General features: G+C 36.3%; 19 protein-coding genes, 6 tRNA genes and 2 riboswitches. Of the genes, 2 read left to right on the forward strand and 23 right to left on the reverse strand.

All coding sequences use genetic code 11. From position 1 onward, the window contains the following. Window positions 1-220: 220 nt before the first annotated feature. The 8 genes from BMX10_RS10975 to BMX10_RS11010 all read right to left on the reverse strand — a co-directional run bounded on the left by BMX10_RS10975 (window position 221) and on the right by BMX10_RS11010 (window position 8,120). Complete coding sequence (locus tag BMX10_RS10975; RefSeq protein ID WP_090443847.1) at window positions 221-1,861, reverse strand: phage tail tape measure protein; 1,641 nt, start codon at window positions 1,859-1,861, stop codon at window positions 221-223. Between the two features lie 331 nt (window positions 1,862-2,192). Continuing rightward, window positions 2,193-2,786, reverse strand: a complete 594-nt coding sequence (locus BMX10_RS10980; RefSeq protein ID WP_170834786.1) for a hypothetical protein — start codon at window positions 2,784-2,786, stop codon at window positions 2,193-2,195. 21 nt (window positions 2,787-2,807) lie between these two features. Continuing rightward, window positions 2,808-3,530 carry a head maturation protease, ClpP-related gene (locus BMX10_RS10985; RefSeq protein ID WP_090443851.1) on the reverse strand — a complete coding sequence of 241 codons (723 nt, stop codon included), beginning with the start codon at window positions 3,528-3,530 and terminating at the stop codon, window positions 2,808-2,810. Window positions 3,531-3,742: 212 nt separating this feature from the next. Then, entirely contained in the window at window positions 3,743-4,504 is a 762-nt protein-coding gene (locus BMX10_RS10990; protein ID WP_090443854.1) for a sigma-70 family RNA polymerase sigma factor, read from the reverse strand. A 42-nt stretch (window positions 4,505-4,546) separates the two neighbouring features. Further along, a complete protein-coding gene (locus BMX10_RS10995) occupies window positions 4,547-4,855 on the reverse strand; it encodes a hypothetical protein (RefSeq protein ID WP_090443857.1) in 309 nt (102 codons plus the stop codon). A gap of 374 nt (window positions 4,856-5,229) precedes the next feature. Then, window positions 5,230-7,641, reverse strand: coding sequence for a virulence-associated E family protein (locus tag BMX10_RS11000; protein ID WP_090443860.1), 2,412 nt, complete (start codon window positions 7,639-7,641; stop codon window positions 5,230-5,232). Between the two features lie 12 nt (window positions 7,642-7,653). Beyond that, window positions 7,654-7,893 (reverse strand): hypothetical protein, encoded by a 240-nt coding sequence (locus BMX10_RS11005; RefSeq protein WP_090443863.1) that lies wholly within the window; start codon window positions 7,891-7,893, stop codon window positions 7,654-7,656. Between the two features lie 2 nt (window positions 7,894-7,895). After that, window positions 7,896-8,120: a helix-turn-helix domain-containing protein gene (locus BMX10_RS11010; protein ID WP_090443865.1), complete on the reverse strand. Its 225-nt coding sequence runs from the start codon at window positions 8,118-8,120 to the stop codon at window positions 7,896-7,898. A gap of 168 nt (window positions 8,121-8,288) precedes the next feature. Between BMX10_RS11010 and BMX10_RS11015 the strand changes: the two genes are divergently transcribed. Both BMX10_RS11015 and BMX10_RS11020 read left to right on the forward strand, forming a co-directional pair. Next, a complete protein-coding gene (locus BMX10_RS11015; protein WP_090443868.1) occupies window positions 8,289-8,954 on the forward strand; it encodes a helix-turn-helix domain-containing protein in 666 nt (221 codons plus the stop codon). Between the two features lie 43 nt (window positions 8,955-8,997). Then, window positions 8,998-10,269, forward strand: coding sequence for a site-specific integrase (locus tag BMX10_RS11020; RefSeq protein ID WP_090443871.1), 1,272 nt, complete (start codon window positions 8,998-9,000; stop codon window positions 10,267-10,269). A gap of 192 nt (window positions 10,270-10,461) precedes the next feature. Here BMX10_RS11020 and BMX10_RS11025 read toward each other — a convergent pair. From BMX10_RS11025 to BMX10_RS11095, 15 genes are all read right to left on the reverse strand, one after another. After that, window positions 10,462-10,538 (reverse strand) — tRNA-Arg (locus BMX10_RS11025). 198 nt (window positions 10,539-10,736) lie between these two features. Then, window positions 10,737-11,522, reverse strand: coding sequence for a transglutaminase-like domain-containing protein (locus BMX10_RS11030; RefSeq protein WP_090443874.1), 786 nt, complete (start codon window positions 11,520-11,522; stop codon window positions 10,737-10,739). 14 nt (window positions 11,523-11,536) lie between these two features. Then, window positions 11,537-11,623: riboswitch (cyclic di-GMP riboswitch) on the reverse strand. Between the two features lie 89 nt (window positions 11,624-11,712). Beyond that, window positions 11,713-11,802, reverse strand: a riboswitch (cyclic di-GMP riboswitch). Window positions 11,803-11,954: 152 nt separating this feature from the next. Then, the gene (locus BMX10_RS11035; protein ID WP_170834787.1) at window positions 11,955-12,647 is read right to left on the reverse strand and encodes a class D sortase; all 693 of its coding nucleotides are present in this window, start codon (window positions 12,645-12,647) and stop codon (window positions 11,955-11,957) included. Between the two features lie 160 nt (window positions 12,648-12,807). Continuing rightward, entirely contained in the window at window positions 12,808-15,228 is a 2,421-nt protein-coding gene (locus tag BMX10_RS11040) for an LPXTG cell wall anchor domain-containing protein (protein ID WP_090443879.1), read from the reverse strand. 131 nt (window positions 15,229-15,359) lie between these two features. Continuing rightward, window positions 15,360-15,566 carry a hypothetical protein gene (locus BMX10_RS18180; RefSeq protein ID WP_090443882.1) on the reverse strand — a complete coding sequence of 69 codons (207 nt, stop codon included), beginning with the start codon at window positions 15,564-15,566 and terminating at the stop codon, window positions 15,360-15,362. Between the two features lie 218 nt (window positions 15,567-15,784). Beyond that, window positions 15,785-15,859 (reverse strand) — tRNA-Gly (locus BMX10_RS11050). 35 nt (window positions 15,860-15,894) lie between these two features. After that, window positions 15,895-15,970: transfer RNA gene (locus tag BMX10_RS11055), tRNA-Gln, on the reverse strand. Window positions 15,971-15,975: 5 nt separating this feature from the next. Continuing rightward, a tRNA-His gene (locus BMX10_RS11060) sits at window positions 15,976-16,051 on the reverse strand. Window positions 16,052-16,059: 8 nt separating this feature from the next. Continuing rightward, window positions 16,060-16,136 (reverse strand) — tRNA-Arg (locus BMX10_RS11065). A gap of 7 nt (window positions 16,137-16,143) precedes the next feature. After that, window positions 16,144-16,217, reverse strand: a tRNA-Gly gene (locus BMX10_RS11070). Between the two features lie 280 nt (window positions 16,218-16,497). Then, window positions 16,498-16,977: a YfcE family phosphodiesterase gene (locus BMX10_RS11075; RefSeq protein WP_090443885.1), complete on the reverse strand. Its 480-nt coding sequence runs from the start codon at window positions 16,975-16,977 to the stop codon at window positions 16,498-16,500. Continuing rightward, window positions 16,970-17,584, reverse strand: a complete 615-nt coding sequence (locus BMX10_RS11080; protein ID WP_090443888.1) for an XTP/dITP diphosphatase — start codon at window positions 17,582-17,584, stop codon at window positions 16,970-16,972. The genes BMX10_RS11075 and BMX10_RS11080 overlap by 8 nt, the downstream gene beginning before the upstream one ends. Further along, window positions 17,574-18,350 carry a ribonuclease PH gene (rph, locus tag BMX10_RS11085; RefSeq protein WP_090443891.1) on the reverse strand — a complete coding sequence of 259 codons (777 nt, stop codon included), beginning with the start codon at window positions 18,348-18,350 and terminating at the stop codon, window positions 17,574-17,576. The genes BMX10_RS11080 and rph overlap by 11 nt, the downstream gene beginning before the upstream one ends. 166 nt (window positions 18,351-18,516) lie before the next feature. Next, a complete protein-coding gene (locus BMX10_RS11090) occupies window positions 18,517-19,527 on the reverse strand; it encodes a GerMN domain-containing protein (RefSeq protein WP_090443894.1) in 1,011 nt (336 codons plus the stop codon). A 78-nt stretch (window positions 19,528-19,605) separates the two neighbouring features. Beyond that, window positions 19,606-20,127 (reverse strand): DUF2179 domain-containing protein, encoded by a 522-nt coding sequence (locus BMX10_RS11095; RefSeq protein WP_090443897.1) that lies wholly within the window; start codon window positions 20,125-20,127, stop codon window positions 19,606-19,608. Window positions 20,128-20,417 lie beyond the last annotated feature (290 nt).

The raw sequence follows: 20,417 nt of genomic DNA on the forward strand, positions 1-20,417 counted from the left end.
AATTATATACTATTTACTCTAAAATATGGTAACAATTTTAGAGTAAATAGTATTTTTTTAATCCTAGTATTTAAGTGCAATTATTTTTGCTATTGGGTAGGGGGACCCCCCTCATGTGATAAAATTGAAAAAATTTGTTTTGTCTTGCTCCACATCCGGTCCTGGTTAATCATAGAATTTTTGATTTTTTTGACCCCGGGGTATGTTTTTAGGGTTTTATTTAACCATAGACCACACGCTCCAATCTTGGCAACAACTTGTCAGCTATTTCCTCTCCAGTAAGATCACTACTAGACTTACCTAATGCTCCTGTGTTTTCTTCTAGTGCATCTGTGTTTTCACTTACTGCATTAGCAAGCATCTCTAAGGCCTCTGTGTTGTCTTTAGCCTGCTGCTCCTGCTTTCTTTTTCTAGCATCTTCTATCTGGGCTATCGTGTCATCAGAGTATCTCCTAACCTGTACCTCTCTGATGAAATCTTTTCTTTCCCATGTTGGTCTTTCCATATTTGACATGACACCAGAGAAGTTAACACCAATTTCTTCTCTTCCAACAGCTCTTAAAACTGCATTAAGTGGTTTAGCCAACTTTGATACAGCGCTTTCACTCATGCTTATAACATCATTCCACATGCTATGAAACATATATTTGATACTTTGACCTGCATAATCAAAAACGCTTATAACAGTATTAGCACTGCCTATCATTCTGTTTGTTCCACCTTCTGCATAACTAGCTACAGCATTCCAAGTCTCCATAAATTTAAGTCTTAATAAATCTTTGTTTTTCCTTAACAGTGTTATTGCAGCTATCAATCCTACCACAACTGTGATTACAAATCCAACAGGATTAGCAGACATGACAGCATTAAGTCCTTTGGTTTGGATCAGAGCAGCTAGAGCAGTTACTTTGTAGTAAGCTAGGTATGCTGTAAGTACCCCAATAACAGGACTTAACCTTTTAGCAGTATCATAGGTAAGGGATAAAGTGTCGATAAACCCAGTAATGCCACCATCATCTATCCAATTACCAATAGCTGATGTAACAGAATTTATTTTGCCTTCTATAGCCGGTAAATTATCATTAAAGACTCTGGCAAACTCACCTTTTACTCTTACTATTACTCTACCTACCATTTCTTGCAAATCACCTATTCTGTTAGTAACCTGTTTAATCTGCCCTTCATCAGTGGCAGCTAAAGCAGCATTTACACCACCAACATTTTGCTGCAGGACTTGCGCCAGTGTAGCAGCTCTCTCCTGTTCGGCACCATATTTCAATACCCTTTCCTGAGCTGATGTAAAGGATATTCCTACCCTTGAAAGGGCTCCTACCTGCCCCTCCATTACCTTACCAATCATGTTACCTATGTTAACTAGATCGCCTTGGCTTGCATTTAATCCTTTCTGTTGAGCTGCAAGGTCCAGCATACCGGCTGTGAGGGTTTCAACAGTGTCAGAAGTTACGTTAAATGTAGCTAACTGCTGCAACCCTGCTAGGGTAACTTCATCACCAATAACACCTACACTTTGCATTGCACTTGCGTATTCCTTTAGACCTTTCACCTGGTCCTCTCTTGCCTTACCAGTTGCTCTAAAAACCGCCTGTAGCTTTGTTTCGGCTTGAGACTGAGCCTTATAAGCTTCTTCCATCCTATTGATAGCCATAACAGAGCCTAAAAGGGCAGTGCCAGCTGCTACTACCCCCAGCATATTTCTTCTAATTCCAAGCCAGGTTCTTTGACCATCTCTTCTTAAATCTCTTGTATGTTTTTTGTATGTCAAAGTGTTTCTATTAATTTTGTTCATCGTTGGGGTTACTTGATCCCTAAGGGTCATTCTACGTTCAATTGCTCTACTCATTTTCAGCCTCCTATCTATTTAGAATATAGATTACGTATATATTTCAGCTCGTTCCTCCCTTTCACTTTAAAAGAGATAAGCAAACATAAGTCAAAACAGGCAAGAACAATGCGATGCCAAAAAGTTCTAGTTTGCTATTTTTTTTAGCTGTTATTGCAATTCCCATTACTATAGTTAAAAAAACAATTGAATATATCCCTAATACAAGCATATTTAGCACCTCCAGTATAAAAAGTAGGCCTTTTTATATCATGCCCAGGATATGGTGATAGTGGACAATCGAAACACCCTTGGTTAAGTTTATAGTCATTCCAGGACTAGGAGGTTTATATTAAATGTCTTTATACTTAGCTGCTACTGCTTCTTTTGCTTCTAGATCTTTAAGTTGCATACTCTTTTTTTCCTCAGCTGCTTTTATTTCTTTTTCTATTTCTTTTTTCTTCACGTGTTTTAATTTGAATACCTCTGTTTCACAATTTAAGATAAGTTTCTCTAAATTACCAACATGGGTAATAAATACAGGAGCCACTACTGGCATTGCTCGATTCAACTTGTTTAAGCTTTTAATATCTTTCTGTAATAAAGTTGCTTGTTGAATTATGTCTTGTAGAAGCTCTCTAATCTCCTCGTGTACCTCCATCCTTTTCAATTTTCCTTTTGCTATATCCACCGGATCGTATAAACCTTCACTCTTGCCAAGCATTTCCTTGATTAATAACCTTAACTCTTCCTCTTTAGCTTCTTTCTTTTTAATAAATTTTCTAAATGGTTCCAATAATTCTTTCCTAGCGTCTATATTCACACCCGGTTCATATGTTCCATTTGCCTTAGCTTCAGTTATTATGTCTTGTCGTACTTCTTCTATCTTGCCCTCTATATCTACTATCTCCTGTTTCAACAACTTCTTCTTATCATAATTAGTCATAGCCATTATCCTACACGCTCCCTATTTAAAGTTATTAAGTAAATTTCTCTTGCATTTAAAGTTATTGAATACATTTTGCTTACCCTGCTCAGCTTTTCTTTTGCCATACTTCTTCATTAAATCAGCTTTTACTTTACTAGGTTTATATTTTAAATGCTCATTCAATAATGTATTCTTAACGCTGTTTTCGGTGCTGCTCTCTATAATACTATCACAAAACCCTAGATCCTTAGCTTCCTCAGCTGTAAGCCAGGTTTCATTGTGTATTAAATCCTCTAGTTCCTGATCTGTTCCATTGAATCGTGCTCTATAGTTCTCCTTTAAGGATTTATCCATTTTTCTTAAATCAGTTGCCATTTTTTCATGGTCATTTGCATTCCCAAAGGTTATTGTGCTTGCTGGATGGATAAATAACATAGCGTTAGAGTACATTTTGATTTTATCACCGGCCATTGCTATAATACTTCCACCACTTCCAGCCAAAGAGTCAACCACTATGTCAACCTCAGCTTTATGTGTCTTTAATAAATTATGTATTACTATTGAGGAAAATAAGCAACCACCTCCACTATACAGATGGACAACTATCTTATCTGTATCAATCATATCAAGCTTTTCTTTTACTGCTTTTACTGTTATGGTCTCTTCATCAAATACTGGTTCGCCTATTCTACCATGTAGGTACAACTCTGTTATTTCTGCATCTTTTTCATTTTTAATTACCTGCAATTTAGTTTTTCCCATTTGACCCTTGTCCTCCAAACATTTGGTATATTTTATCTTTAAAAATTAGCTTTTGTTTTTATTGCGTGCCTGACTCTCGATTTGCTTAGCATCCCTATTAAATCCGCAATCTTCATATCGTCATTACTCGGTAACCTATATATTTGACATAAGATAATACAGTTATCATAGAATTCAGGATTCTCCTGCTTAATACCGCCTAATGTCAACTTTTACACCTCCAGTTCTTTAATCAACCTTTTTAGCATTTTCTCTCTTTCTATCACAGTCCTTTCTACCGGTGAGGAGGGTCTTACTCCTGATACCTTTTTTTGAGAAAAGTCTGGGCTTTTATAAAAAATTGTGTTTCTGTCTACTTCTTTCTTTAAGCCTACTATGAATGTAGTCCATCTCATTTTTCTAACAGCTCTATTTTTTATTGTATTGACTTGGCTGCGGTTACAATTGATTTTTTCAGCTATCTGCTTTACACTATACACCTTTCCATAAAATCCAAAAAACATGGTTATTACTTCGTATTCTTCTGGGTTTAGCCTTTTTTTCATCTCTTTTCTTAGTTGCTCAGCAAGTAAATTCTCTTCGACATCCTCTTCAAGTGTTTTAGCTGTTCTATCGTGTAAAGTATCCTGTAATGTCAAATCTTCAGTGCCCGGCATAGGGGCATCTAAGGAAGTATCATCAGTAAATAAAAACATATTTCGTGTAATGCTGCTACGAATATACCAAACTGCATATGAGGAGAAACTACCCCCTCTTGCTGGATCATACTTTTCTATTGCTTTCATCAACCCTAAGACACCTAATTGAAAAAGGTCATCATATTCAGTTTTGTGTTTTTTATGGTATTTAAGTGCTACCCAGCTTACTAACTTCAAATTATGTATGATTATTTTATTTCTAACTTCCTCGTTATCCTTAGCTATCTTCAAAAACTCATCTTGCTGCCCCGGAGGTAGAGGTTTTTTTAGGTCCATATATAGCCCCCTTTAAGCTTAGATGTATCATCCATGATTACATCAATCTTCAGTTTTATTACCTGTACCTGTTATGTAATAACTTCTTTCTGGTAATCCATATCTGTGGCCATTACAGTGTGACATTCTTAGACCGTCATGATTAGCATGTAAATGAAACTGTTTGCAGTGGGGACAACAAATAATTACAGATACATCCGAATAATATCCTACCGGATAAACCTGATATATCCCATCTATTAATTTAGTCCTGTAGTCAGAATGTTCATACCTCTTCCAGCCTCGTTTTTCTGTAACTATAGTTTCTAAATTGGGGTCTTTGGTTATTTTCTTTACTTTAGTTTTATTCAATGTCTAACCTCCTCTCAGTATAGGATTTATAGATTATTTATAATTACAATAGCTTCTAGATTTTGTGAACAAAGATTAGTTGATCTGAATATTTTGTTCACGCGCCCAAACCTGGTCTAATGCTATGCTTTAAGCCTATAAGCCTTGTAATTTGTGAACAAGTGACAAGATTTTCCTATGCGGTACTCAAATTATAGAAATTATAGATTTTACATATGCACTTAACGTATAATTTCTATAATTATCTTCCTCTATAACTTATTCTTGTTCACCTTGTTCACAGATACACTTCAATCCTTTTGTATTACTTAGTTACAAGCTGTGAACAAGAGATGTGAACAAGGGCTTTTCTCGTTCACCTTCGTTCACAAGATTTACTCTTTCCTCACAAAAACCCTCTGTATCCCATAATTTGAAACTCTTGCACGTCCATCCTTGTTGCCTGTATATTTCTCCCACCCATCAATTTTTCTCATGATAGCATTTATTTCATAAGAGTCTATCTTTCTCATAGCGCTGGGCTCTTTTCCAAACAGTTCACACCATATCTCCATCACACAAACTTTGTCTCTTTTCACTTCCCCAGTAATCTCCTGAGAAAAATCGTCTCCTCTTAAATAGTTTCTTCTTTCATATAGGTCCATATCATCCCAATTCCCAGGTAATAATCTATCTATATAATCCCTTACTAACCCTTCTCTTTCATCACTTTCCAAAGCCTCTGTTTGTGCTTCTTCTGCATACTGTTTCGCTTTTCCACTTAAGATTAAAGGCTCGCCTTCTTTATAAAACTTTACAGCTTCTGCCCATATTTGTTCTATATCCTTATCATTTAAATCCCAGGACTTGAACCCTTTACTTCCAGGAACCCTCACCGGCCAAAATCTTCTACCACCAGTAATGTCCCTTAAAAACCCTGCCTCTTGATTGGTAGATCCTACAATAATGCACTGTCTTGGATGATCCTCCACAGAATATCCATAGGCAGCTCTATATTTATCGTCTTGTCTTGATAAAAATGATTTTAAAGTTTCTTGGTCTACTTTTTTAATACCTGCCAGCTCTCCTATTTCTATAAGCCAATATCCCTGAAGTTTTTCAGATGCCGTTTTATCTTTCATGTCAGAAATAGATAACGAGTCACTGAAAAATTTACCCCCTAATTTTGAAAACAAGGTGCTTTTTCCTACCGCTTGAGGCCCATTTAAAACTAATACAGTGTCAAATTTAATACCAGGCTTCATTACTCTTGCTACTGCAGCTACCAATGTTTTCCTAGTTACCAATCTTACATACTCATTATCATCAGCGCCCAGGTATTTAATTAAAAGTTCATCTATTCTTTTGACGCCATCCCACTCAGGTAGACTATTTAAATAGTCCTTCACTGGATGTCGAGATCTTTCCACAGCTACTTTTAAAACCGCCTCCTTAAGTTTACCGGGAGCATAAAGCTTATAATTTGAATCCATATAGCCTGCTAAGCTAACCTCATCTGTTTTATTCCAGCCACCTTTAAGGCGTTTCCAAGGCAGACATTCATCAGTATCTAAACTTTCTCTTAGCTCGTTATAAAATATCCCTCTTAGAGCAGGATCATGTCTTAGGACTAATACAATATTTGTAAGCGTGTTTTTGAGTTCGCCATTTCTATTAAACTCTAGCAGCTCACGCCAGTCTGTACCAAAATCGAAATCCCTTTTTACTTCTGCCAACCTTTCATCAGCCATTAGTTTTTTTACATCACTATCATTTAAAGCAAAATCTATCATAGCTAAATATGATGGCAGCTTCACAACTGGTGTTCCGTGTTTCGCTTCTTCGTCCTGCCCTGAGAATTTATGTATCCTTATAAGGTCAAAAGTGTTACATAAAATCCCTGATGCTGGATCAGTTCCATGGTGACTATAGCTGAATTTATTTTCATAGATAACCACACCGCCGACAGTGGATCCTTCAGTATAGGTATATCTATCATCCTTACCTGTAGCCTCATACACATCTGGAATAAACTTCTCGATAGCCTCCTGAATACTATAAGCCCTACAGAAGGCCCCTATGATACCTTTCTTCTCATAGGGATCCTCCTGCTTCTTGATTAGATTGCTAATCCTTACATTTTGCCTTGAGCTCTCTGGCCAATAGGATACATCTTTCCAATCTATATACCTGTTTAAAACATCATCAGGCTCCAACCAGGACCCATCTTGAAACTTAAAGACGTATTCCCCATCACAAGGAGTAGAAGGCCAATACATCAGTCTATGAGGCTCGTATGTAGTATCATCAAACTGATCTATCCCTATATCATTAGCTATCATTCGGGCGATAGCTTGATACTCGTCCCCTAGTACAGGTCTCGATAATGGAATGACTAACCTTAATCTAGGTTTCTCCGGTGTATGTGAATGAGTTGAATACATCACAATAGCATAATCGTCCAGCATGGTGATAGAATCCCATATATCAGTTGAGGTTCCTTCTACCATATCAAGGTCCAGCGTGATTAAGGAACGATTAGCTACGTTCTCAGCTTTTCTTCTACCATTTTTAACTGACCCACCTACAAAACCACCAATATCTTTGATCTCATCTTTCTGAGTCTTTGATGATTTCTTATACTCAGCTGCAGTCTCTGGAGTTCTAGTTGTATTGCTAAGCTTCTCTACCAGCTGGGACCAAATGAGCTCTTTATTCTTCCAGTTTATTTCTTTTCTTGATTTCCCTGTAGCCAGCATTAGGGGACCATCATGTTTAATTTTTATTGTGTTAAGTTTGGTGTTCATGGGACTCCCCCTTTAGTAGACCTTTCTCAGCTTTCCAAAATCTGAATTGGTTGATTGACTGTCATCCTGCGGAGGATTCATTAAGAAGTCCTCCAGCGCATCGAGATTAATCAAAAATTTGTTGCCAGCTTTATGATGTTTTATCTGGCCTGACTTTACCATCATCCTTAGCCACCAAGTTGATACCGCAGTATCAGGATCCTTGTTTTTTAAATATTCCACTGTTTGCTTGATTGTACGCATTCTTGCCATTTCTAGACCCCCTTTCCTGATTCAGTAATTTCAAATAAATTATCAAAATCGCTATTTAGAGCTTCACATATTTTTTTAGCAGTTGAAGGGTTTGGCATACTTTTCTTATTTTCTATTTTAGAAACTGTTGCAGTTGATAAACCGGCAGTTTTACTTAGCATTCTAATACTCATGCCACTCCTTAGTCTTGCAGCTCTCAAATTTTCATTTTTAGCTACTATAGTCATATATAATCTTACCTCCCTTTCTGTTTATGTAAGATTTTATTTTACTTATATCTATTATATCAAATATGAATTTACTTTCAATGTAGTTTTGGTAAGTTTTTATTTGACTTTGTTTTGTTTCTGTGCTATTATTGTTTATATTAGGATATAAGGCAGGAGGTAATCTAAATGGTTAAATTAAATGAAAGGCTCAAAGAGTTACGAACAGCTAGGAATATGACACAACAAGAATTAGCACAAGAATTAAATCTAGGCGGGAAACAGATAATATCCTCCTATGAAAAAACTACTAATCCATCTGAACCCAGCATCGAAATATTGATTCATATGGCTAAATTTTTTAATGTGTCACTTGATTATTTACTTGGAAAGAGTGATTATAGTAATCCTGAATTGATACAATCAGTTTTAGAAGATTTCAGCGCAGAAGAGAAAGCTAAACTACTATCACCAGAAGTCAGTTCAACCATGATGAACTTAAACCAAACATTATATAGATATCTAGCTAGGACAATACATGCCGGAGAGATCAACAACACTTACCTACAGATATTAAAGTGCCTTACAGAATTTACTCAGTTCTTTATTAAGTGTTCTGAACAAGAGGCATACATAGGTATGTCTAATCCTAATGCTTATAAGGATATTGATGAGACACAAGTAATTAAAACACTTCGAAATCTACGTGATTTGGAAGTTATGATGGATTTTGAAGCATTGGATAAAGAAAGTGAATTAAAAGGGTTGATAGAGCAATTTTTTTCGATCCAAAATAATAACATATCTAACAACATAAATTACCTATTCGATAAGTTAGATGATATCCAAAAATGAGCACTTATTTAACGTCTACTAAAGATGATAGGAGGTATAAATTGTGGCAAGTATTAAACAAAGGAAAAATAGCTGGCTAATCACTGTTAGTAACGGCTACGATAACCAGGGAAAAAAAATTACTAAGACCAAAACAGTAAAAAAACCTGTAGATATGACTGATAAGAAGTGGGAAAAGGAACTTCAAAAATTAGCTTTAGAGTTTGAAAGAGAAGTTGAGAAAGGTTTAAGCCTAGATAATAATATCAAGCTAGCAGACTTCGTAGAAAAATGGTTATCTGAATATGCTGCTCATAACTTAGAAGAGAGGACCCTTGCATCATACAAGGCTGAGCTGAACGGCAAAATACTACCATGCTTAGGTCATATTAAATTAAGCAAGTTAAGGCCAGATCAAATTTTGTCATTTCTAAATAATTTACTAGAGGATGGCTGCAGATTAGATGGCAAACCTGGACCTTATTCTAACCGGATCATTAAATATCAACACCAAATATTATCAAGTATTCTTCAAACTGCCGTCTATTGGCAAATCATTGAGGATAATCCTTGTAGGCGAGTTAAAGTGCCTAAACATAATAACGCTCCCCAGCAGGTTAAACATTTTGATGAAGAACAAACAATTCTTTTACTTGAAGCAATAAAAGATGAAGATCTTAAATATCAAGTCGTTGTTAATCTTGCTTTGTTTGGAGGCTTAAGAAAAGGAGAGCTGTTAGGCCTACAGTGGCCTGACCTTAATTTAGAGGAGGGCACCATTAGGATAAGCAGGGCCAATTCCTATTTAAAGGAATTAGGGACCTTCACTAAAGCACCTAAAACTAAAAGTTCTATTAGAACAATATCTATCCCCAGTAATGTAGTTAAACTACTCAGAGAATACAAGGTGTGGCAGAATCAAGAGAAGCTTGGACTGGGGGATGCCTGGGACGAGGACTGGGATAAAAATAAATGGATCCTATGTCAATGGAATGGTAAACCAATGAATTATGATAGCCCTAACCAATGGTTGACTAAATTTATCAAGCGTTACAATGACAAAATACAAGAAAATCCTAAAATAAAAAAAGAGGATAAACACAAGTACTTATTACCTGTTTTATCTCTTCATAAATTAAGGCATACGAGTGCTACTCTATTGGTATCTGAAAGAGTAGATATTAGGACTGTAGCAAATCGCTTAGGTCATGCCCAGAGCTCCACAACTTTAAACTTCTACAGTCATGCTTTACGAGCTTCCGATACTAGAGCCGCTTCCACCCTAGAAGGATTATTAGATAAAAATAAAGAGGTCGCCGAGGTAAAAAAGGCTTAACAATTTTAATACTTACTTCATAAAAGGGTGTACTAAATAGGTATACCCTTAAATTCTTCTTACATCACTTTCTAATGCATTCTAGTAGTTTTTAATATCTTTAGTAGACAAATAGTAGACAAATCACTTTATGTAAACTCAGTAAATGGGCATGATTAAAGCCCCTGGTCATTATGACTAGGGGCTTTTCACTGGCGCGCCCTGAGGGATTCGAACCCCCGACCTTCAGATTCGAAGTCTGCAACTCTATCCAGCTGAGCTAAGGGCGCATGATATTGTTTATTATTGTCTTGGGACTTATTTATTATAACGAAAAGAAGGAATACTGTCAAGGGTGCAGCACTCTTAATGCCGTTGTTCTTTAGAGACAATATTATCTATATAATCGATTTCCTTCCACTTCATTTCCTTGCAGAAAAACAAAGAGCTAGCTTTATAGCTGCTCTTCTCTATTCTCTTTGTGGCTTTTAATATTCTTTAACTTTGTTGTATAGGTTACTATTCTTTTTCATATTGGCTTCTTGATTTGCTTTTATGTATTGGGCATCTACTGTTGTGTCTATGGTAATCCATTGTCCTTTGCTTTCTAAATATACTTCATTCCATGCATGGTATTCCTTCACATCTGGAGCATAGCCCATCACTAGCTTCGTAGGTACCCCTACGCTTCTTAGCATGGCTGCAACTAAAGCGGCATAGTCATAACAAATTCCCTTATTTTCTTGATAAATCTTTTCTATTTCTGGTAAGTAATCAGAGGTTAATCCACTTATTTTCTCATAATCATAGGTTACATTGCTAATAACGTACTGATATATACTTTCAAGTTTTTCTTCATCAGTTTTTGCACCCTGTACTAACTCTTGAGCTTTCTTGATGGCCTTCATAGATGTATCCCATTTTATCATTTGTACAGATCCTGTAAATGCATTGTTTTCATTTTGCATACTTGCTACTACCGTTTCATTATATACTACTCTATATTTGTTCCCCTCAGTATTTTCAAGTAAACTGATTTTATAGTTTCCATTTCCCATCTGAAGAGAAAAGTTTTCCTGTATTCCATTAATGTTGTAGGTATATTTATTTCCATCTTTTTCTACCATTAATTTTGTTCTATTTGAACTATTATTGTTATATTGAACGCCTATAATACCTTGCTCAAGAGCATTGGTGTCAATGACAGCTTGTCCAAAAACATTGCTTGTTGATAAAATAAAAATTATAAGAATAAATAATACTCTTTTTCCCATAATAATACTCCCCCTTCGGTAGCTCGGCTGCCCTTGCTTTTACAGCATTAGGCCCTTTGGCTTTGCGTCCCATCCTTTCGAATGGTTTGCCTTTATCGGTGGAAAGCTTGTCCACCATTTTGTTGCTCTATATGGATTAGGGTATTTAGTTTTAGATACCTATACATTATTAGACAACAAAAACTTCTCCTTCGGTGGCTCGGCTATCTTAGTAGAGATATCTACTTTAGATCCTATGGCTTTGCGTCCCATCCTTTCGAATAGTTTGCCTTTATCGGTGAAAAGTCTCAACATTTCACTTCATTATGTATAATTAGTGTAATTATACCATATTTTTCTAAAAGGAGCTATATCTTTTAAAATTATCTTGAAATTTTTGTATTATTTTTTTGTTTTAAGGCAATACTATTAAATTAAAAATTTGTCAAAATATTATTCCATTATTGCATGAACAATCAATCGATGGGTGGGGTCAAATATAGGATCACAGGTTATTAGTGTCAAAACTCTATCCCTACTGTTTCGATTCAATACAGAGATTTCTGTAGGTTTAACAAGTTTTGTCTCATAGACTGTGTACTGGTAATTATGATTGTTGAAATAAATAATAATGATGTCTCCAACTTCTAATTCATCCAGACGATTAAACAATCTTCCATAGCTGTGTCCCCTATGGGCAGCAATAGCTGCATTGCCGATTTCACCAGGCAGATTTGTCCCCGTTAAGTGGCCTGCTCCTCTATTTAAAGCAGTATTGCTGGTACCCTGTAATATCGGTAACCGTAGATTAATTCTTGGAATTTCTATTCTTCCTCTAGTCTGAATGCTTGGTTTTGGTATCTCCTTAACCTCTTGCTGGTTTTCCTCAGAATCTTCTTCTATTTCCTCTATTTCTTCTATTTCTTCACTTGTACCTTCTGTCATAGCTGCTAATACTTCTCTTTCCTCTTCAAACACACGGTTTAATTCTGTATAATTCTCTCTAATTATCTCTTCCTGCTGATCATCTATTTCTAATTCTTTTAACAGTCTTTGCTGCCAATAGTTACTATACATATCACTCAGCTTAGGATAGCTTGCAATCAGTATTCCTGCTACGATAAGTAAATAACTTAATTTTTTCATATCTATCAACTCCATATAAGAAAGCCTCTTCCTAAAAGGGGCAGAGAGATGAAGCCCCCTACAACCCCTCTTTTTATATAAATAGGAACACAGAGCTTTCCTCTTATACATTAAATAGAGGGGGATTTCTCCCCTCTATTTAATATAATTACAACATCATTTAAAAGACTTTTTTCATTCTGAGCCCTATTACTGTTAATAGTAATCCTAGTAGATAGAACCCTATGGGATTAGCTTCTCCTGTTTTAGGCAGCTGTGGAATGCCTACTGGAACTTCTTCTTCTAAGATAATTTCTTCCTCAGGCTCATCTTCAATGATCTCGATTTCTGGTTCTTCTTCAATGATCTCGATTTCTGGTTCTTCTTCAATGATCTCTATTTCTGGTTCTGGGGTGATTCTACTGCTTCCTCTACTGCTAGAGCTTCCTCCACTAGAGCCTCCATTAGAACTAGTAGGTTTGTTGAAAGTATTTGTTACTGTTATAACTGTCTCAACTTCCTCAAATATTTCAAAAACTCCCTCAGGGCTTACTTCAGTTGTGGCAGCACGCATAGGCACAAGTTCATTTTCTTCTGGATAAATATACTCTATTGCATAGGCTGCACCTGAGAATAATGTATGATTTGGTTTTTCTTCAATAATGATATACCTTCCTACATCTAAGGAATCAAGCTTTACCCCGCCTTCTGCAAGGTTGAAAGCTTTGACTTCTTCTCGTGTCTCATCATATTTATAAATTTTCATGTTATATGAGGTTGGAGGATTTGTTGGTTCATTTACTACTACTTTTTTAACTGTGAAAATTGATGTGCCAGGTGGTGGGGCAGGTGTGTCGAAAGTGTTTGTTACTGTTATAGCTGTCTGAACCCCTTCACGTATTTCAAAGACTCCCTCAGATCTTACTTCAGTTGTGGCAGCACGCATAGGCACAAGTTCATTTTCTTCTGGATAAGTCTCCTCTATTGTGTAGGTTACACCTGAGAATAATGTATGATTTGGTTCTTCTTCAATAATGATGTATGTTCCAACAGGTAGGGAGGGGCTAACTTCTAACCATCCTCCTGGTGTCAGTTCAAAACTTCTAATAGCTTCATTTCCTCGTTCTTTTTGTTCTAGGTCATATTCATAGATTTTTATGCTGTATGAAGCTGGCGGACTGGTTGGCAAATTTACTACTACTTTTTTTACTTTTAATATTGGTTTATCATCAGGACATATGGTTATTGTATGACTATCTTCAACTTTTATAGATTTTTTGCATGTAATTCTTACTTCCGCAGTTGCCGTATTGGTAAAGGATGAACACTCTGCATCTACTATATCTGCCTCAGTTATAATGTGAGGAATTTCTTGTGCCCAAACATTACTTCCAGTTAGCTGATATCTCCCAGCTAATCGAGGTATCCTCCAGTCCCCACCTAGCTCTTCATCCACTACCTTGATATTTCTAAGGGGCAATTTGTAGTTATTGGTTACAGTAATTATATAGGTAACCTCTTCTCCAATTTTAGCAGAGGTTTTGCCATCTTTTTCTGTTTTTTCAATGACTAAACCCCTTTGTGGAGGCTCTTCGGGTGGATCTACTTCTACATTAGTTACTGTTACACTCACAGGGTTTGTCGAGCTTACATATACGCTGAGGTTATTTTTTATAGTGGGGTAAATATCAGAGGATATGCCCTCCAGTTTATAGAGTGTGCCTTCAAGTAAACTTTCAATTTCTTCTATAGTGTACTCTCCTTCTTCTAAATCAATAGTTACGCTCTCACCATCTTCAAGCCAATAGGTTTCGTCAAATCCTTCTCCAGTTATTCTTATGGGGAATTCAAAAGGTGCCTCTACTGGTTCGCCCAAAACCCCAATTTCATCTTTGCGAACTTCTTTAGTTATGGTAAGTTTTCCTGTCTCTACCTGTACATCTCCACCATAGCAGGTATGACTCACCCTCAGCTCAGTTTGCCATTTAAATCCATTACAGACTTGTGCCTGCCATGCTGGCGCTTCTTTTTCTGTAGTTATTATATTCCAATGTAAAGATGCTCCTCTTTGATCTCCTGGAACTCCATTAATATTTGCGGAAGCACTACCTTTTACAGGAGACATTACAAGATGCCATAATACCTGACCTGGCTCTAAATCAAAATCGCACGATTCACTTTTATCTTCAAAATAAGTATAAGGTTTGCCGCGATGCACATCTTTCAGTGGTACTGGTATACTTCCAAAACCTAGTAAACCTATTTCATCATCAAAATCTATAATCATATTATCTGAGTCTAATTGTATTTCCTCAATTTCTTTTGATACCTCTTTTTCTACTTCATCTTCATCCACTTCTACTTCTTCATCTACCTCTACCTCTTCATCTGTCTCTCCATCTACCTCTTCATCTACCTCTTCATCTGCCTCTTCATCTACCTCTTCATCTACCTCTTCATCTATTTCTACTACTTCTATTTTTTCTTCTGGTACTTCCACATCTATGCCATTTTCTCCAACTGCAAAGGAAGTCAGGCCAGCTCCAAAGATCAATAGAGGAACTAGTATGCATACCATTGCTAATCTTAGCCTTCTTGACACCACATATCACCTCTCTTTAAATTATCTTTACTCAATCTAAGCTAATTTTTTCTGTCTATAGCTTTCACGTAATTTAAGTAATGATTTTTTGTCTTTTGAGAAGATTTGAAAGCAGTGTGCTTTCTCGTTGTTTAACACCTCCTATCCCTATTGTTTTGGAAGTTCTCCTGTTGAAGATTGGTTTCCATCCTGACCTTTGTCCTTTTTCCTGTAATGCAAAAAGTAACCGTGCTTTGACTTTTTTCTAATATCTTCATCTTTTTAACTGAATATATAGCGTCTCTATTACTTTTAAATATATAGTAGGGATTTGGCAGTTGATTCATTGTATGCTTCATGAATCATAAAATAGACCCCTAAATGAAAATTAATTCACAGGGGTCTATTTGTTGAAATACAGAGATTTCATCACATTCTAATTGAATTTTCCCAAAATAAAACAGCTATTTATCTAATAGCTGCAACTTTTTATATTATAGTTCTCATCTATAAAGTTTTCGTATTTCTATTAAAGGTCTATCCCTTATTGTCTTAGTTGTTTTGCCAAAAAATAAATTGGAGCGGAAGACGGGATTTGAACCCGCGACCCTCGCCTTGGCAAGGCGATGCTCTACCACTGAGCCACTTCCGCATATATGGAGGGACTTTACCCCTCCAATGTTTAATTGGCTGGGATAGCAGGACTCGAACCTGCGGATGACGGAGTCAAAGTCCGTTGCCTTACCGACTTGGCTATATCCCATTAATTGGGGTGGATGATGGGATTCGAACCCACGAATGCAGGAGCCACAATCCTGTGTCTTAACCACTTGACTACACCCACCATATAAATGGCGTACCCACAGGGATTCGAACCCCGGACACACGGCTTAGAAGGCCGTTGCTCTATCCTGCTGAGCTATGGGTACATATTAATGGAGCGGGTGAAGGGAATCGAACCCTCGCGGTCAGCTTGGAAGGCTGAAGTTCTACCACTGAACTACACCCGCATACTTTTTTGTTCTTTCGACATTATTATATGTTATCATGCTTTTATAAAAAAGTCAACCATTTATTGCTTTTTAAGAATCAATAGAGCAGATACGCTATCTCTTCGCCCTCTAATTTTGAAGGACAAAATATAGTATACATAGATTTAGCATTTAAGTCAATAAAAAATCTCTGTGGTTATTAAGGATTTCCCTGAAATATTTAAAATATACTTCGCTATTCATTACTTTTCTTTAAATACTTCAGTTTTCCAATTCTTTATGTAAACTATTGCTTTGCTTACAGCTCAATTATCTCAGCAAAAATGCTTTCCTGTATCTCTACAATAGCATATGTTTTACCCTCCCTACCTCTTGGAAGGCTGATACTGCCTGGATTAAGCAATATAACATCTTCCTCCATCACATGAAGGGGTACATGGCTGTGGCCAAAGATAACTATATCCGCTTCTACTTCCTTTCCTCGGTAAAAAATAGTACTTAAACTATATTTTACCCCATATTTATGGCCATGTGATATGAAAAGACGTTTCCCTTCTATTTCTTCAATGATTTCATCTTCTGCATTTGCTCCTGGATCACAGTTGCCTCTAACCCCTAATACCTTTTTATTATATGTTTTTTCAATGTATTTTATATCTTCATAATTGTCTCCTGTATGAATGACTAAATCTACTTCTTCTAATGTATCTGCAATTAGATCTATATTAAATGTTTCTCTATGACTATCTCCCAGCACGGCTATCCTCAAATCATTCACTCCTTAATCTCTCACTAAGGACTTTCTTCATTTCGTCTAATGCTTTTCCTCTGTGACTAATCTTATTTTTATCCTCTGGACTTATTTCCGCCAAGGATAATCCTTCATATTCCCTGGTCATAAACAATGGATCATAGCCAAATCCCTTATCTCCCTTTGGGTGAAACCCAATAATGCCATAGAGTTCTCCCCTCACAGTAAAGCTTTCTCCATCTGGCATAACAACTGCAATAACACACACAAATCTAGCTCTTCGCTCTACTAATGGTTTCCCTTCTAGCATTTGCAACAGCTTCTCATTATTGTCCTTGTCGGTGGCATTTTCACCTGCAAATCTAGCAGAATATATACCTGGTTGACAATCTAACGTCTCTACCTCTAGCCCCGAGTCATCGGCAATTGTCATGTAGCCTGTTTTTTTCATAACTGTTTTGGCTTTAATTAAGGCGTTTTCTTCAAAGGTTTCTCCATCTTCTAGTATTTCTAAATCTCCTAATCCAACATCCTTCATAGATTTTGTCTGAAGATGAAAATCCTTTAGTATTTCTCCTATCTCCTGTAGCTTATGTAAATTTCCTGTAGCAATAACAGCAATACTATTTTTCATTATTTCCCTCCGTTGTTTCTTCTGTTGGACCCAATACTTTGCTTGCTAGCTCACCCAACACTTCTTTTTGCATCTCTATCAATGCGGCATTTCCTTTTTCTGCTAATGTCAACAGTTCCATTAGATCGCTCTTTGAGAAGGGAGCTTCTTCCCCAGTTCCCTGTACTTCAATAAATTCTTCTTTATCTGTCATAACAATATTCATATCTACCTTTGCTTTTGAATCTTCTTCATAGCAAAGATCTAGCAAATATTTTCCCTCTACAATTCCTATACTAATAGCAGATACAAAGTTCTTTAGAGGCATTCTCTTTAATGATCCATTTTCAAGCAGTATATTAGCAGCATCCACCAGTGCAACAAATGCACCTGTAATAGAAGCTGTTCTTGTTCCTCCATCTGCTTGGATAACATCACAATCAACCCATATGGTTCTTTCTCCTATAGCATTTAAGTCTACTACCGAACGTAGAGCTCTGCCAATAAGCCTTTGGATTTCCTGTGTTCTTCCATCAATTTTTCCACGGGAGGATTCTCTTATTTTTCGTGTTTGTGTAGAGCTTGGAAGCATTGAGTATTCCGCAGTAATCCACCCTTTTCCTGTGTTTTTTAAGAAAGGAGGTACTTTATCCTCAATCATTGCAGTACATATTACTTTTGTTTCTCCCATTTCTACTAGTACTGAGCCCTGTGCATGCTTTGTATAGTTTCTAGTAAATTTTACTGGTCTTAATTCATCATTTTTTCTTCCATCTATTCTAGACAAAAACCATCATCCTCTCTACAATTTGTAATAGCTTCTTATTCTCTGTTGTATTGTATCACATTTTTCTTTATCTATGAAAGTTTTCCCCAAACTTTTCTCTTTTATTTCACTAAAAAAAACCGGTAGTAATCCGGTTTTTTTCTATGATGTTGATATGTTTTTTAAATTAGAATTCATTTGAAAAGGTTGGTAAATTCAGGCTTACATTACTACTTAGCTGAATCTCAGTGCCATTGGACAATATTCTAACCTGCCCTATTGTTGGTTCTATTTCCCTCAATGTTAATCCCAGTTCATATACCATAGATTGCTGATGAATAACGCTTTCTGGCATTCTTTTTATCTCTTCTGAAAAGTCTATGTAGGCTACGCCGTCCTTGACATATACATCATTAACAGTTGTGCCTGATGGTATCTCACTATATAATCCACTATCCTCTGGTGCCCCCTCCAACAATGCCGTTAGTGCTGTCTTTATGTCAACCTTTATAGCATTTACTGCTTTTGTTACTGGCACAAAGAAGGTTTCTTCACCGTTGACAGTACCTTTATAGTATACCACTACTGGCATACTCTCCTGTGATATTTCATGTGTCAGATTGATATGCTCTCTTTTCAAAGGTTCGCCTACATTGGTACCATAGGTCAGCTTTTTAAGAATTTCTCCTCCCACCATAATTTGAACACTGTCGATTGTATCAAACTCCGTTAAAGTGTAAAGTATAGACTGTACTATAGCTTTTTCGTCTTCCTTAGTATCATAGTTTAAAAAGCTCCTGTTGAAATCAATTCTGCATACGCCATCTCTGATGGACATTCCAATAATTTCTGTGCCAACTGGTAGCACCGGCTCCAATCCTATCATAGATAAATCTTCTCTCACTATTGGTCTATCAATCAATTGTTTTACTGCAGATTTTGCGATTCCTTCTTCCCAAGGTATTCTTCTCATAACAGGAATAACAAATCCTTTTTCATCCCTATAATAAAGCACTGTTTTTCTAAGGTCTGGATCTTCTGCATCAATAAATCCTTCATTATCTATCAGATAACTCACATAGGATGTATCTGAGGTATCTTTTTCTCCTATTAATCTAGTAAGTGGATTTTGGCAGCCTGATAAAACCAGTATCAAGCATAGTATCATGACAATAGCTAGCAGCCTATAACCTTTCATCGATCCTCATCCCCCTCAACAATATAATACCTATTTCTTCTATCATTATATTATAAAGGGTACAATACTATTCATGAATTATCTTCTTTTGAAGCGGGTAAAATAACCGCCCTTTATCGCTCTAGCATCTGTTACTGTCACAAATGCTTTTTTATCATGTTCATCTAAAATTTGATAAAATTTACCTAGATTTTTTCTTTGCATTGTGATATTTAAAAGATGCTGCATCCCTTCTCTACCGTAGCTTTCTACTACTGTAACGCCAAAACCTTCTTCTCTAAACCTTTCCACCAGACTTACGGAACCGCCTTGGGTGATGACCTGTGCAATTATACTTCCCAGTGCCATTTTTTCCTCTACATAAATACCCATATAATTACCAGTAGCAAATCCTAAAGCATAGGCAATGACATTAAAAGGATTATCAAGGTCTGCTAAAACCTTTCCTATGGCTAAGATAAAGATAATAATTTCTACGAAACCTATCAAGGCTGCCTGTATTCGCCTTCCTTTTACTACCATAATCATTCGCACAGTTGCTAAGGTAACATCCGAAACCTTTGCAAAATAGATAAATAAGTAACCTAAAACTAATTCCATGTTTAGCCTCCTAAATTTTACTTCATATTAACTTTATTACAAGATAGATTCTTTTTCAATCCTCTTACCAAAAAAGTTTATCCTTCGCCATTTTACTTTTAATCTCACACTCCTTACATAAGTAGATACCCATAAATACATTGCGAAAATCTTTGTCTTAGATTTGTGACTTTTTGAACTGACCTTTGTCAAGTAGACAGGTAATTTAATTAAAAAGTTATGCACATTTGGATGCATGGTTTCGATACTCTAAAGGAGCCATGCATCTTAGTCTTTTTTGAAATCTTTTT

It is taken from the genome of Natronincola peptidivorans (assembly GCF_900111615.1).
Taxonomy (GTDB): domain Bacteria; phylum Bacillota; class Clostridia; order Peptostreptococcales; family Natronincolaceae; genus Natronincola_A; species Natronincola_A peptidivorans.

Bases quoted from the DNA above. Each gene is read 5' to 3' on its own strand.
- BMX10_RS10990 (WP_090443854.1), bottom strand. From the start codon at position 4,504: ATGGACCTAAAAAAACCTCTACCTCCGGGGCAGCAAGATGAGTTTTTG.
- BMX10_RS11035 (WP_170834787.1), bottom strand. From the start codon at position 12,647: ATGAAAAAATTAAGTTATTTACTTATCGTAGCAGGAATACTGATTGCA.
- BMX10_RS11095 (WP_090443897.1), bottom strand. From the start codon at position 20,127: ATGGAATTAGTTTTAGGTTACTTATTTATCTATTTTGCAAAGGTTTCG.
- BMX10_RS11030 (WP_090443874.1), bottom strand. From the start codon at position 11,522: ATGGGAAAAAGAGTATTATTTATTCTTATAATTTTTATTTTATCAACA.
- BMX10_RS11090 (WP_090443894.1), bottom strand. From the start codon at position 19,527: ATGAAAGGTTATAGGCTGCTAGCTATTGTCATGATACTATGCTTGATA.
- BMX10_RS10985 (WP_090443851.1), bottom strand. From the start codon at position 3,530: ATGGGAAAAACTAAATTGCAGGTAATTAAAAATGAAAAAGATGCAGAA.
- BMX10_RS11000 (WP_090443860.1), bottom strand. From the start codon at position 7,641: ATGAACACCAAACTTAACACAATAAAAATTAAACATGATGGTCCCCTA.
- BMX10_RS11015 (WP_090443868.1), top strand. From the start codon at position 8,289: ATGGTTAAATTAAATGAAAGGCTCAAAGAGTTACGAACAGCTAGGAAT.
- BMX10_RS11080 (WP_090443888.1), bottom strand. From the start codon at position 17,584: ATGAAAAATAGTATTGCTGTTATTGCTACAGGAAATTTACATAAGCTA.
- BMX10_RS11010 (WP_090443865.1), bottom strand. From the start codon at position 8,120: ATGACTATAGTAGCTAAAAATGAAAATTTGAGAGCTGCAAGACTAAGG.
- BMX10_RS10980 (WP_170834786.1), bottom strand. From the start codon at position 2,786: ATGACTAATTATGATAAGAAGAAGTTGTTGAAACAGGAGATAGTAGAT.
- BMX10_RS10975 (WP_090443847.1), bottom strand. From the start codon at position 1,861: ATGAGTAGAGCAATTGAACGTAGAATGACCCTTAGGGATCAAGTAACC.
- BMX10_RS11005 (WP_090443863.1), bottom strand. From the start codon at position 7,893: ATGGCAAGAATGCGTACAATCAAGCAAACAGTGGAATATTTAAAAAAC.
- BMX10_RS18180 (WP_090443882.1), bottom strand. From the start codon at position 15,566: ATGAAGCATACAATGAATCAACTGCCAAATCCCTACTATATATTTAAA.